Annotated in this window: 13 protein-coding genes; 11 read left to right on the top strand and 2 right to left on the bottom strand. The window is 38.9% G+C overall.

From position 1 onward, the window contains the following. Window positions 1–206: 206 nt before the first annotated feature. From H5S10_RS00100 to H5S10_RS00090, 3 genes are read left to right on the top strand one after another with little or no spacing between them, the layout of a single operon-like run. Window positions 207–590: a GntR family transcriptional regulator gene (locus H5S10_RS00100; RefSeq protein ID WP_003664355.1), complete on the top strand. Its 384-nt coding sequence runs from the start codon at window positions 207–209 to the stop codon at window positions 588–590. Beyond that, on the top strand, window positions 568–1,434 hold the full coding sequence (locus H5S10_RS00095) for an ATP-binding cassette domain-containing protein (RefSeq protein WP_182588317.1): 867 nt from the start codon (window positions 568–570) through the stop codon (window positions 1,432–1,434). Before H5S10_RS00100 ends, H5S10_RS00095 begins: the two co-directional genes overlap by 23 nt. Then, window positions 1,434–2,120: a hypothetical protein gene (locus tag H5S10_RS00090; protein ID WP_019253670.1), complete on the top strand. Its 687-nt coding sequence runs from the start codon at window positions 1,434–1,436 to the stop codon at window positions 2,118–2,120. The genes H5S10_RS00095 and H5S10_RS00090 overlap by 1 nt, the downstream gene beginning before the upstream one ends. A gap of 130 nt (window positions 2,121–2,250) precedes the next feature. Here the strand turns inward: H5S10_RS00090 and H5S10_RS00085 are convergent, their stop codons facing one another. Beyond that, on the bottom strand, window positions 2,251–2,976 hold the full coding sequence (locus tag H5S10_RS00085; RefSeq protein WP_003668586.1) for a MucBP domain-containing protein: 726 nt from the start codon (window positions 2,974–2,976) through the stop codon (window positions 2,251–2,253). Between the two features lie 150 nt (window positions 2,977–3,126). Here H5S10_RS00085 and H5S10_RS00080 point away from each other — a divergent pair, with 150 nt between their 5' ends. Then, window positions 3,127–3,735 (top strand): ECF transporter S component, encoded by a 609-nt coding sequence (locus tag H5S10_RS00080; protein WP_182588316.1) that lies wholly within the window; start codon window positions 3,127–3,129, stop codon window positions 3,733–3,735. 49 nt (window positions 3,736–3,784) lie between these two features. On the opposite strand, the gene H5S10_RS00075 is transcribed toward H5S10_RS00080, so the two are convergent. After that, the gene (locus H5S10_RS00075; protein WP_182588315.1) at window positions 3,785–5,989 is read right to left on the bottom strand and encodes an ATP-dependent Clp protease ATP-binding subunit; all 2,205 of its coding nucleotides are present in this window, start codon (window positions 5,987–5,989) and stop codon (window positions 3,785–3,787) included. 275 nt (window positions 5,990–6,264) lie between these two features. Between H5S10_RS00075 and H5S10_RS00070 the strand changes: the two genes are divergently transcribed. From H5S10_RS00070 to H5S10_RS00040, 7 genes are all read left to right on the top strand, one after another. Then, window positions 6,265–6,450: a hypothetical protein gene (locus H5S10_RS00070; protein WP_153701509.1), complete on the top strand. Its 186-nt coding sequence runs from the start codon at window positions 6,265–6,267 to the stop codon at window positions 6,448–6,450. Window positions 6,451–6,571: 121 nt separating this feature from the next. Continuing rightward, the gene (locus H5S10_RS00065) at window positions 6,572–6,838 is read left to right on the top strand and encodes a phosphocarrier protein HPr (protein ID WP_003664342.1); all 267 of its coding nucleotides are present in this window, start codon (window positions 6,572–6,574) and stop codon (window positions 6,836–6,838) included. Next, window positions 6,838–8,568 carry a phosphoenolpyruvate--protein phosphotransferase gene (ptsP, locus tag H5S10_RS00060; RefSeq protein WP_182588314.1) on the top strand — a complete coding sequence of 577 codons (1,731 nt, stop codon included), beginning with the start codon at window positions 6,838–6,840 and terminating at the stop codon, window positions 8,566–8,568. The genes H5S10_RS00065 and ptsP overlap by 1 nt, the downstream gene beginning before the upstream one ends. A gap of 235 nt (window positions 8,569–8,803) precedes the next feature. Next, window positions 8,804–10,021 carry a glycosyltransferase family 4 protein gene (locus H5S10_RS00055; RefSeq protein WP_182588313.1) on the top strand — a complete coding sequence of 406 codons (1,218 nt, stop codon included), beginning with the start codon at window positions 8,804–8,806 and terminating at the stop codon, window positions 10,019–10,021. 2 nt (window positions 10,022–10,023) lie between these two features. After that, window positions 10,024–11,052, top strand: a complete 1,029-nt coding sequence (locus H5S10_RS00050) for a glycosyltransferase family 4 protein (protein WP_182588312.1) — start codon at window positions 10,024–10,026, stop codon at window positions 11,050–11,052. After that, entirely contained in the window at window positions 11,052–12,065 is a 1,014-nt protein-coding gene (locus tag H5S10_RS00045; protein WP_085719729.1) for a lysylphosphatidylglycerol synthase transmembrane domain-containing protein, read from the top strand. Before H5S10_RS00050 ends, H5S10_RS00045 begins: the two co-directional genes overlap by 1 nt. A 56-nt stretch (window positions 12,066–12,121) precedes the next feature. Further along, window positions 12,122–12,370 carry a YkuJ family protein gene (locus H5S10_RS00040; RefSeq protein ID WP_003664336.1) on the top strand — a complete coding sequence of 83 codons (249 nt, stop codon included), beginning with the start codon at window positions 12,122–12,124 and terminating at the stop codon, window positions 12,368–12,370. The last annotated feature ends 456 nt before the right edge of the window (window positions 12,371–12,826 follow it).

The raw sequence follows: 12,826 nt of genomic DNA, 5'->3' as shown, positions 1-12,826 counted from the left end.
AAGACGCTCCAGTCAATTCAATGTGATTAAGTTGTCGAACCGCCGTATACGGAACCGTACGTACGGTGGTGTGAGAGGTCGATAATTGAAATAATCAATTATCTCCTACTCGATTTAAAATCACTTTCCCCTTGCAAAATCATCCTCCAACATATATACTTAGTTACACAAGTAATGAAGTGTTAAACGAAAAAGGAGGTGCACTTATGAATTTCGACTTTAATGATTCGACGCCGCTTTATCAGCAAATTGCTGATCAGCTTGAAGAGATGATTTTCTCTGGGGGCTTTGATGAAGGTTCGCAGGTACCGTCAACGACCCAGCTTTCTCAGCAATTGCATATCAATCCTGCGACAGTCCTTAAGGGGATGAATATTTTAGTTAATAAAGACCTCTTAGAAAAGCGACGTGGACTAGGGATGTTTGTAAAAAAAGGTGCACAACAAAAAATTATGGAACAACGTAAAGAAAGTTTTTATAACGACTATGTAAAGAGTTTGCTAGTTGAAGCGGGTAAGCTCGGGATTACCAAGCAGCATTTATTAGACTTAATCGAACGAGGTGAGAATGATGGATCAATTAATAGTTAAAAACATTGTTAAAAAGTATCGTCGCCAAACAGTATTGGATAATATTTCATTTACCCTAGAACCCGCTAAAATTTATGGTCTCCTTGGCCGGAATGGGGCTGGGAAGACGACTCTTCTTAATATTATGAGCAACCGGCTTTTTCCAACGAGCGGGGAAGTAAAAATTGGTAATGAAGACGTTAATAACAATGATGACCTCCTCAGCAAAATCTTTTTGATGAGTGAAGTTAATCTTTATCCACGTCACATGAAGATCAGTCAAACCTTTGACCTGGCCGATGCAGCTTATAATAATTTTGACTATGATCTAGCAAATCATCTCTTAAAGGTTTTTGGCTTGAATGACCGGATGAAGATTACTAACTTATCGACGGGGCAACGGACGGCCTCCAAGCTAATCGTCGCCTTAGCAGTCAATGCCGATTACGTTCTATTAGATGAACCGATTTTAGGTTTAGATGCTAATCACCGTGATAGCTTCTATAAAGAATTAGTTAAGACTTATCAAGAACGACCACGAACTTTTGTCTTATCAACCCACTTAATTGAAGAAATTCAACAATTAGTCGAACATGTCCTCATCATGGATCAACACCACATCATTATTAATGAGGATACAGAAGGTTTATTAGCCAAGGCTTATACAATTAGTGGTCCGGAAAAAATGGTTGATGAGTATACTGCAGGCTTAAAAATTCTTAAAACAGAGATGATGGGTAATATTAAGACTGCCTACTTACTTGATCGCTTAGATGACCAGCGTGTGATTCCTGATCAAGTTAAGATTGGCCATTACGATTTGCAGCATTTATTCATTTACTTAACGAATGGGGGAGAATACTAATGGAAAATCAAAAGAGAAACCTTGTTATTTCAACCATGTTTCAACAAGCAGGTCACGCTACAGGAATTGCCTTAGGTTGGGGGCTGGGAATTGCATTAATAACCTACCTGCTTGGATTAATTATTTCAGACAACCTTGAATCTTTTTTGGTTAGCCTCCAAGCCCTTCCAAGCATTGCTTCATCAATCTTAAACGTGCTTTTAATGGCGCTTTTCCTTGTAACTCCTTACACTGACTTTAAGTGGGCAATTCAAAACGGTATTTCTCGTAAAACACTATGGCAAGGACGAATCTTATCTCTTTTCCTAATGACATTAGTAGTTTGGTTTATTGCCCAACTTGTGGGTTTAATGAATACACCGTTTGATCTTGTTTCTGCTTGGCATAGTTTATTATCGTACTTCAGCCTTTCTTTAACGATGATGGCAATTGGTAATGGTTTTGCCTTATTAAATCGTCGGTGGAAATGGATTGTAGGAATTGGGCTTCCCATGGCGTGCTTAGTATTATTGATGATGTTAGCCTATTCACTGGTTGGCTTAATCCCAGCGCTTTCTGCTAGTGGTGTCTTTAAATCAATAATTATCTCAAACGTTACTGGTTGGGTAATCTTAGTTATTTACTTAATCATCGTTTATGCTTTAGCGCGTTTCTTTAATAATAAAATTCAATTACGACGGGATTAATTAAAGTGAGTGAGAATTAGCCTTGAGCCTTGTGGCGATGCGAAGCTAGTTCCACGTTATCTTACTATTGTTTGGAAAAATAGGAGAGGTTGAGAAAAAGACTTTTGCTTTTTCTCAACCTCTCGCTTTTTTATTCATCATCTTCCGGATATTCAATTTGAATGTAGTTGCTAGTAATATACTTCTTGCGACCCACTTGGTACCAGGTAATCTCATCATTATCGTTTAATTTTCCAATTAGGGTAATTGTTTCGCCATTTGGAATCTCTGCCACTTTATTTCCATAAGGCGCATCATAAACATTGATTGACTTATTATGGAGATAATCAACTTTGGCCTGAACATTCTTCAAGGGAATCACTGTTAAATTATTAATAAGTTTTGATTTTTCTTTCCGGATATCCTGGTTGAATGGGTTGTCAACAACGTGCATTTGATCGTATTTAATCCATTGATCAGCACCAATTTCATACCAAAACTGACCATTCTTAGTCGCAACCCGGTGGAAAGATTTAACCGTAATATCAGCAGGGAGAGGAGCACCGACTGGCATTCCACCCGCTGTATCAAATACTTGTGTAGGGGCATCGAGGTGGAGGTACATTTCAATCGATTGGACCTCTCCCCAATTTTGTTTCCGATAAAAAAGGTGTACAATTCGTTGTCGCATATCAAATGTTCCCTTAGTTTCACCTTCAGTCTTTACATATCGGTAATTAGGAAATTGTTTTTGTTCAATTTGGTATTCTTGACCGATGAATCCGCGTAGTAATTGCGGGACGGTAAGGTTTGCTCCTGAATCGATATCATTATAGTAAACCCAGATAGGATTTCCAGTTTTAAACTTGTCAATCATTATTAACACTCCGTAACCTTAATTCTCTATTATTATAGCGCTTTTTAGTGGCTGACACGATAAGGAACGACCATATTTCTCTTGAGAATTGCGAATAGGCGATTTTTTTATTACAATAAGCCTATTCAAATTTATTTATGGAGAAGAAAAATGGCAAAAACTCGGCACCAACAAATTAGGCACAATACGACATTAGCAATCTTTATCGCAATTATTCTCTTGCAAGATTTTGTCCCATTTTTTGGCAACATTCCGCTAGGGCCGCTTAGTATTACGACCCTTCATGTAACAGTCATTATTGCGGCAATCGTGTTGGGGCCCGTTGATGGCGCGATTATTGGTGGTATTTGGGGGCTTTTGACTTGGGTGCGAGCATTTGTTGCACCAAGTAGTCCGCTTGCTCCCTTAGTTTTTGTTAACCCGCTTGTTTCTGTTGTTCCTCGCATTATGATTGGAATTTTAGCCGGCTATACTTTTATCCTTATGTGTCGTTTGTTCAAAGTAAAATATATTGCCGCAGTAAGTGCTGCAATAGTAGGAGCCCTAACTAATACTGGCTTAGTATTAGGCTTTATTTATCTATTTTATCGTACTCCAGCAGTTGCGCAAACTTATGGGGTAAATGTTAAGCATTTATTAATTGCTTTAGAAACAGTCATGGCGACTAATGGACTTGCAGAATTGATATTGGCGATTATTATTGTTCCAATGGTTGCTCTTCCAGTATTGGAGGTCCGCCGTCGTTTGGAAGTAAATTGAGCATATAAAAAACGAGGCTAAAAAATTCAGCCTCGTTTTTTATACTCAATTATTTTTTAGCAATTGTTGGTACTTCTTCAGTTTCTTCGACAACAATGTCCCCATTATCATCAAGTTTAGCAACTAACTTATGAGCGTCACTGTGATCAAGAACGTAATCAGCAATCCGGTCTTCAATTTGTTCTTGGATTACCCGGCGAAGAGGGCGAGCACCCATCTTTGGATCAAAGCCCATGTCAACTAATTTTTCTTCAACATCGTTAGTAACTTCGATGTGCAAGTTTTTATCAGCAAGCATGTTGTTAACATCGTCAATCATTAGGTTAACAATCTTCATTAAGTCATCCTTGGAGAGGGCATTGAATTGAACAATGTCATCAAACCGATTTAAGAATTCTGGCTTGAAGTAGTTTGTCAACTTATCAATGATGGAGTGGGTACTACCGTTAGACTCAGCACCAAAACCAACACTAGCTTCTGAATCACCAGTTCCGGCATTAGATGTCATGATAATAATTGTATCTTTAAAGCTAACTGTTCGACCTTGAGAATCGGTTAAACGACCATCATCAAGAATTTGTAAGAACATGTGCATAACATCTGGATGCGCCTTTTCAACTTCATCAAGTAAGATCAAACTGTAAGGGTGCCGCCGTACTTGTTCAGTCAACTGACCAGCTTCTTCGTAACCAACGTAACCAGGAGCAGCCCCAATTAATTTGGAAGTAGAGGTCTTGTCCATGTATTCGGACATATCGAACCGAATCATGGCATCTTTAGAACCAAATAATTGGAGAGCAAGTTGCTTAGCAGTTTCAGTCTTACCAACCCCCGTAGGACCAACAAAGAGGAAACTACCGATTGGGCGCCCAGACTTGTTCAAACCAATCCGGTTACGACGAATGGCACGAGCAACCTTGTCCACTGCTTGGGTTTGACCAATCACATGTTCGTCAAGCTTCTTATCAAGGTCGCGAAGTTGGTTTTCTTCTTGCTTTTGCAGGTCACCAACTGGAATGTTCGTTCGTTCTTCAACGATTTTCTGCATATCCTTGACGGTAACAGTTGCAGAATCTTCAGTATGGTTTTCTTCAGCTTCTTTCTTTGCCTTTTCAAGCTTAGCAACTTGATCGCGGTAGAAAGCTGCTTTTTCATAGTCTTGGTTATCAGCTGCTTGTTGCTTGTGGGCTTCAGCTGTGTGGATTTCATTTTCGATTGCGTTTGGATCCACGTTTTTAAGGGTTAAGTTCTTCTTTGAGCCCGCTTCATCAAGTAAGTCGATGGCTTTATCAGGTAAGTAACGATCTTGAATGTAGCGGTCAGAAAGTTTAGCAGCTGCTACAATTGCGTCATCTGTGTACTTAACGTGGTGGTAATCTTGATAACGACTTTTGATCCCGTTTAAGATACGAATTGTTTCTTCAACGGATGGTTCATCAACTTCAACTGGTTGGAATCGCCGTGCAAGAGCAGCATCCTTTTCGATCTTCCGGTATTCATTAAGAGTAGTGGCACCAACTAATTGGAAGTCACCACGGGCAAGAGCTGGCTTAAGAACATTTCCAGCGTCCATCCCGCCTTCAGCATTTCCCGCACCCATGATTTCATGGATTTCGTCAATAAAGAGGATGATATTCTTATTCTTACGAACTTCTTCCATTAATTGTTGCATTCGTTTTTCAAATTGTCCCCGAATTCCTGTTCCTTGAACTAAGGAAACAACATCGAGTCGGATAATTTCCTTGTTAGCAAGCTTTTCAGGAACTTGGCCACTAACGATTGCTTGAGCTAGGCCTTCGACAACGGCGGTCTTACCAACCCCAGCTTCACCAATCAGTACCGGGTTATTCTTAGTCCGGCGGTTTAAAATTTCAATTACTCGTTTAATTTCGTTGTCACGACCAATGACTGGGTCGATTTTACCTTGGCGGGCGAGGTCAGTAAGGTTGATCCCATATTGCCCAAGGATTCCTTTTCCATTCCGGCCGCCACCTTGTCGTTGGGCTTGGCCGTTCATGTTTTGACCATTAGCACCGGCAGCTTGACTTTGCATATTGTTCATTGCGTTCATGAAGTCTTCGAGGCTTCCAAAACCGAAATTATTCATTCCGTTACCTCCATTCATCATATCTGTTTGTAGATTTTGTAATTTTTGATAACAATTTTGGCAGAGGTCTATTTGAATCCGTTGCCCATTAAAATTCATTTGAAGATGAATCGTGGCTGGATTTTGATGACAGTATTGACATTGCATCTAAATTTAATACCTCCTAAATAGTTTCATCAAGAAATGATTTGACCTTTCTTGACCATTGATTAATATTATACTTACTTTTTATCGCAAAGCAAGCCATAAAACTTAAATATTTTCTTAAATAAAGACCGATTTTCCGCATAACTAAGTTACTTAGAAATGCCGAAAACAGCTTACTTTAATTTTAGCACTCTTTAGCTATGAATGCTAAAATAGAAAGATGAAAGTAATTTCGTGTATAATAAGAAAATAAAATTTTATGTTGAGGTGATTGAATGGCAGAAGAAAATTTTGAGCAATTGTTGGATGACTTGCGAAATAAAAAGATTGATCATTTTGTAATTACCCCTGAGAATTTTCGGCAATTTCAACCAATTTTTCACTCGTATGCGTATCGTTCGCAAATTGAAGGCGAAGCGCAGCGAGGCGGTAAAGTTATTTATCAATTAAGAGAGCGATAAATCGCAAGATGTAGCCTTGTATTTAACGCTTACAATTGCTAAAATGTAATTATCGAGGTGTATCAGTGGTCAAGCTACTGATAATAAATTAATTATATCTGCTCGAAGGAGACTGATTAATATGGAAAAACGTGAATTTACAATTACTTCAGAAACTGGTATTCATGCTCGTCCAGCTACTATTTTGGTACAAGCTGCTTCAAAGTTTTCATCTGACATTACTCTTTCATACGAAGGCAAGAGTGTAAACTTGAAGTCAATCATGGGTGTAATGTCCCTTGGTGTTGGTCAAAATGCTAAGGTTACTATTACTGCTAATGGTGACGATGAAAAAGAAGCTTTGGACACCGTTGCTGAAACCATGAAGAAGGAAGGATTGACTGACTAATGTCTATACTACTAACCGGACTTGCCGCTAGTAGTGGTATTACGATTGCTCCGGCACACCTGTTAGTAGAGTCAGATCTATCTATAAAAAAACAGCATACAGCTGATGAGAATCATGAGGTCGCCCGGCTTCATGATTCTTTTGCGTTAAGCAAGACCGAACTTCAGCATTTATCTAAGCGGGCACATGAGCTGCTAGGTCAACGGGCAGTGACGATTATTGATACCCAAATTGCGATTTTAGACGATCCGACTTTACAAAAGAAGATTATTGACCGCATTAATAGCCATCACGATACTGCAGAGTGGGCTGTTAAACGCGTTGAAGATTATTATTTAAGTGTTTTTGAGCGCAAGAACGATAATGAATATTTATATGCGCGAGCAACTGCCTTACGTGATGTGACCAAACGAGTCTTGAGTCACCTATTGAATGTTTCCTTACCAGACCCAGGGCTTTTAGACCACCGGGCAATCTTTGTGGCTAATAATATTACACCTACTGATACCGCTCAGTTTGATAAACGATATGTTGCGGGGATTGTTACAACTAATGGCGGCCGTACTTCTCACTTTACGATTATGAGTAAGACCCTTTCGTTACCAGCTGTCGTTGGCGTCAAGGATGCTACTACGATTATTCACGATGGGGACTTGCTGATTGTAGATGGGATTCATGGTAAAGTGATTGTCAACCCAACAAAGGAAGAGGTTGAGCATTACCGTTTATTAGCTGGTAAATTTATCCAGGAGCAGCAAAAATGGGGAGCGTTAAAAGATAAGCAAACCGTGAGTGCTGATGGTCGTCGCTTTGAAGTGGGGGCTAATGTCGGGACATTTGCTGACGTTATTGATGCTCAAGAAGATGGTGCTGAGGGGATTGGTCTTTTAAGAACAGAATTCCTCTATATGAGTAAGGATGAATTGCCAACTGAAGATCAACAATTTAATGCTTATAAAAGATTTGTTTCGGCAATGAACGAACAGCGGGTAGTCGCCCGAACGCTTGATATTGGCGGAGATAAAAAATTGGGAATGGTTGCTCTTCCTCATGAGGACAATCCTTACCTAGGTTTTCGTGCCATTAGAATTGGGTTAGCACGTCCGGAAATATTACGTCCCCAATTGCGCGCCCTCCTTCGTGCATCAGTTTATGGGCGGTTAGCCATTATGTTTCCGATGATTGCCACGATTGAAGAATTCCAAGCAGCACGAGCGATTCTTGATGAAGAAAAAGAAAAGCTTGAGCATGCGGGTATTCAAGTTGCTAAAAATATTGAAGTCGGCATGATGTTAGAGATTCCAGCAGTTGCAGTTATGGCTGAACATTTTGCAAAGTATGTTGATTTTTTTAGCATTGGCAGTAATGACCTTATCCAATACCTATTTGCTGTTGATCGTGGAAACCAGCAAGTAGCTTATCTCTATCAAGAACTTCATCCGGCGGTTTTACGGATGATTCGGCAGGTGATCGAAGCTGCGCATGCTGAAGGCAAGTGGGTTGGAATGTGTGGAGAGATGGCCAATAATGCTTATGCGGTTCCCTTATTAATGGCGATGGGGCTTGATGAGTTTTCGATGAGCAGTAGCCAGATTTTACGCGTTCGCTCTTTAATTAACCAGTTAAACACGCGAAAATTACAGCCATTAGTTCACCGGGCAATTCATGCTGAAACTGCTGCTGAAGTTCGCAAATTAGTGGAAGAATATGTTCCGCAGGTAAAACTTTAATAAAATAGAAATAACTTTCTTGATAGGATACAACGTCAAGAGGGTTATTTTTTAATTTTCATTATTAAAAGATTTTGTAAAGAAATTTTAATCAGGCTTTCTGAGTCTTGTCACTATTAGAAGGAAGATTTAAATTAACTTAAATCTGTTTTGCGGTTCAGTGAATGCTTTAGTATAATAGCAGTTATGACTAATTATTATCTAGAAAACTTATGATGAAAAAGGAGCAGTTAGGTTGAATATTGGTATTTTTACAGATACATATTTCCCTCAGGTGAGTGGCGTGGCGACTTCGATTAAGACGCTTCGTGATGAATTGATTGCTCAGGGACATCATGTATATATTTTTACGACAACTGATCCTAAGGCTAAACATGATGACGTTGAAAATGGGATATACCGCTTTGCAAGCATTCCCTTTGTTTCGTTTTCCGATCGTCGAATTGCGGTGCGTGGCGTATTTCGAGCCATCAAGCTTGCTAAAAAGTTCCAATTAGATATAGTTCATAATCAAACTGAATTTGCGCTTGGAGTTATGGGGAAGACGGTTGCTAAGCATTTACATATCCCCTGTCTCCATACTTACCATACGATGTATCAGGATTATCTTCACTATATTGCGAATGGTCATATCCTTAAGCCTAATGATGTCGCGCGGCTTGCTCATCTCTATTTGAAAAATATTTCTGGGATTATTGCTCCAAGTGACCGTGTTTTGGATACTTTAACCAGTTATCATGTAGAGTCACCAATTCGTGTTATTCCGACTGGGATTAATTTACGGGTGTATAGTAAACGCGATTCAGCAGAAGAAATAGCTAATTTAAGGGCAAAGTTAGGCTATCGTGAAGAGACTCCGGTTCTACTTTCTCTTAGTCGCTTAGCATATGAAAAGAATATCCACTCACTGATTGAAGCAATGCCAGATATTCTTGCTCACAAGCCTGATGCTCAACTGCTTATTGTTGGGGATGGCCCTGCAAGACATACTTTGGAGCGTCAGGTGCGTGAAATGCAGCTTAATGACAATATTAGTTTTGCTGGTGAGATTTCCAATGATGAAGTTTACCATTATTATCAAATGGCAGATGTTTTTGTTTCAGCCTCTGATTCTGAATCCCAAGGGTTAACTTACGATGAAGCCCTTGCCTCGGATTTGCCAATCGTGGTTATGCGTAGTGAATATACTGACCAATTGATTGATGATGCAGCGATTGGCATTAGTTTTCAAAAGCGCGCTGACTTGGTTAAGGGCGTCTTATTTTACCTTAACCAACCCAAAAACTCGGAATCAAGGTTGAAACGGCAACAAAAGCTACATGAAATCTCAGCAGAAGTCTTTGTTGAAAAGGTTGTTCAGTTCTACCAGGATTGTCAAAATGATATGAGCGTCCAGGATGAACTTAATCAAACTGAAAAATCGCATCGTCTTTTTCACCGCCCAAGGAGCTAATGATGATTAAAATAACAATGTTTTCATCTGCAGATAAGGTTGCGGGGCAAGGAGTAGGAAGTGCCTATCTTGAACTAATTAACTTGTTGCGCAACCAGTGCAGTGACAAATTTGAAATTGAAATCAACCGTTATGGGAAGAGTCAGATCAGTCATTATCATACGATTGACCCACTTTTTTACCTATCAACTTTCTCAAAAAAGAGGGGCCAAAAGATTGGCTATGTGCATTTTCTTCCTGAGACGTTAGAAGGAAGCCTTACAATCCCGCAACCATTTCGCGGGCTTTTTTATCATTATATTATTGCCTTTTATAAGCGCATGGATCAGTTAGTAGTTGTAAATCCATCTTTTATCAAGCAGTTAGTAGCATATGGAATTCCTGAAAAAAAGATTACTTATATTCCTAACTTTGTTGATAATGACCGTTTCCATCCATATTCAGCTGTTAAGCGGACTGCTCTCCGAAAAAAATATGGGATCGCTGCCGATAAGTTTGTGGTATTAGGAAGTGGCCAGGTTCAAGAACGAAAAGGGGTTCCTGACTTCATCCGCCTTGCTCGACAAAATCCTGATGTTGAGTTTTTTTGGGCTGGAGGATTTTCTTTTGGTCGATTAACTGATGGCTATAGTGAATTAAAAAAGGTAGTGGATAATCCACCAACTAATTTACATTTTACGGGGATTGTTTCGCGCGATAAGATTGCCGAATTGAATAATCTTGCCGACCTATTTCTTTTACCTTCATATAATGAACTTTTTCCGATGTCTGTCTTAGAAGCTTTTAGCTGTGGGACACCAGTAATGCTGCGTGATCTTGATCTTTATCATTCTATTATCGAAGGGGATTATGAGCCTGCTAAGGATGTTAATGAAATGCAAATGAAGTTAACGTTACTCCGCAATGATCCTGCACGACTAGCACACTGGCAAACTCAGGCCCAGCGAGCTGCTAAGGAATACTCAAAAGAACATTTGGCAGATGTTTGGACTAAGTTTTATCAGGAGCAAGCGCGAAAGGGGGATGCTTAGTGAGCAGGCGAAATTGGTTAGTATTAAGCATAATGCTAATTATTGGAGTTGGAATCCTCGGCTACTCATTACGTAACTCAAACATCCACCTATTGTTACAGGATGTTTCTGCCATTAATTGGGGATGGATGCTCGTTGCACTTGGCTGTATTTGTTTATATTTAGGCTTGGAGGCGGTTGTCGTAAAGATTTTTATGAATGATCGTCATGATGGTTTTACCTGGAAGGATGCATTACGATTACCATTAATTGAACAACTATTTAATGGAATTACCCCATTCTCGACAGGGGGACAGCCAGCGCAATTAGTGGCAATGATTCAATCAGGTGTTGATGGAGGATTGGCAAGTTCAGTTCTTTTAATGAAGTTTGTTGTATTTCAAGCAATGATTGTTGTTAACTTCTTGATTAGTTTGTTAATTGGTTTTCATTTTATTGCGGAAAAACTCCATGCTCTTTCATTATTAGTAATATTTGGCTTTTTGATCCACTTAGCGGTAATTGTCGGATTATTGATGGTAATGTACTGGTATAGTTTTACTAAGAAACTAATGAACCTCGTTATCAAACCAGCTGCTATTTTTATGAAGGCTAACCGATATGAGCACATGAAAGTTGTCCTAAATGAAAAAGTGGATACTTTTTACCAAGAGAGTCTCCGAATGAAGCAAGATTATAAGAAGCTACTTAAGGTTTGCGTAGTAACTATTTTTCAATTATTCTTTTACTATGCAATCCCATACTTTATTATGCTTGCACTTGGAATTGATCATATTAATTTTGTGATGGTGCTCAGCTTGCACGTTTTAATTTTTATGATTATTTCACTTTTTCCAATTCCAGGAGGAGCTGGGGGAGCCGAATATAGTTTTTCCGTCCTTTTTGCAAGTTTTATTCACTCAAATACAAAATTAGTTTTAGCAATGATCTTATGGCGACTACTTACATATTACTTTGGAATGTTCGCCGGAATTGTAGCGGTATTTATAAAGCCGGATAAAGTTAAAAGATAGAAAAAGGGATTGTGTGAAGACACGATCCTTTATTTGTATGAAGGAGGATTATCCTTGTGAAGGAATCAGAATTATTAGTGATTATTAGACGTTTGATTGCCATGCAAAACGATGATTCAAGAGATCGACAGAAACGGACATTTGAAAAATTTGGTATACCATTATGTGATGTAACTTATATTCATAGTAGAGAAGAATTCATCTTTGTTCGATATCGACCTTATGAACGTTTTCGTTTTGATGATATTGACCTAGTTGCTATTGAAGTTTTTAACTGTTTATATGATCTTGAAAATACTTTTTAATTTTTTTAGAAAAAACAGTTGACGGGGAATCAAAACCCATGTATAGTAGTTATCGTTGTCAAAACAGTTAAGTGCTGTTGAGATGGTTTAACAAAAAAGTTGAAAATATTGTTGACATCTGATTGACGACATGATATATTAATAAAGTTGCTGATTGAGTTATCGATCAAAAGAAATTCGAAATTAATTAAAATTTATTCTTGACAAGCTAATCTGATACATGTTATAATAAGTATGTTGGTTGGCTGCTTGGTTAGCCAACAGGTAGACCTTTGAAAACTGAACAAAGTTTCGACGAATCAAATGTGTAGGGTCTTCAATCACGATGTGATTTGAAACAAAAACATTTGCGAAGTCAATTCGCTTAATAACAAAGATAATTGAGAGCTATTCAAGTTCTTATATATTTTATATGAGAGTTTGATCCTGGCTCAGGATGAACGCCGGCGGTGTGCC

Origin of the sequence: Limosilactobacillus balticus (assembly GCF_014145615.1) — a bacterium.
Classification (GTDB): Bacteria; Bacillota; Bacilli; order Lactobacillales; family Lactobacillaceae; genus Limosilactobacillus; species Limosilactobacillus balticus.
The sequence above is the reverse complement of the archived record's forward strand: the minus strand, read 5'-3'. Positions and strand labels throughout refer to the sequence as shown.

Excerpts from the sequence above, each read along its gene's own strand:
- H5S10_RS00085 (WP_003668586.1), bottom strand. The coding sequence starts at position 2,976 with ATGATTGACAAGTTTAAAACTGGAAATCCTATCTGGGTTTACTATAAT.
- H5S10_RS00080 (WP_182588316.1), top strand. The coding sequence starts at position 3,127 with ATGGCAAAAACTCGGCACCAACAAATTAGGCACAATACGACATTAGCA.
- H5S10_RS00090 (WP_019253670.1), top strand. The coding sequence starts at position 1,434 with ATGGAAAATCAAAAGAGAAACCTTGTTATTTCAACCATGTTTCAACAA.
- H5S10_RS00050 (WP_182588312.1), top strand. The coding sequence starts at position 10,024 with ATGATTAAAATAACAATGTTTTCATCTGCAGATAAGGTTGCGGGGCAA.
- H5S10_RS00065 (WP_003664342.1), top strand. The coding sequence starts at position 6,572 with ATGGAAAAACGTGAATTTACAATTACTTCAGAAACTGGTATTCATGCT.
- ptsP (WP_182588314.1), top strand. The coding sequence starts at position 6,838 with ATGTCTATACTACTAACCGGACTTGCCGCTAGTAGTGGTATTACGATT.
- H5S10_RS00075 (WP_182588315.1), bottom strand. The coding sequence starts at position 5,989 with ATGCAATGTCAATACTGTCATCAAAATCCAGCCACGATTCATCTTCAA.
- H5S10_RS00070 (WP_153701509.1), top strand. The coding sequence starts at position 6,265 with ATGGCAGAAGAAAATTTTGAGCAATTGTTGGATGACTTGCGAAATAAA.
- H5S10_RS00095 (WP_182588317.1), top strand. The coding sequence starts at position 568 with ATGATGGATCAATTAATAGTTAAAAACATTGTTAAAAAGTATCGTCGC.
- H5S10_RS00100 (WP_003664355.1), top strand. The coding sequence starts at position 207 with ATGAATTTCGACTTTAATGATTCGACGCCGCTTTATCAGCAAATTGCT.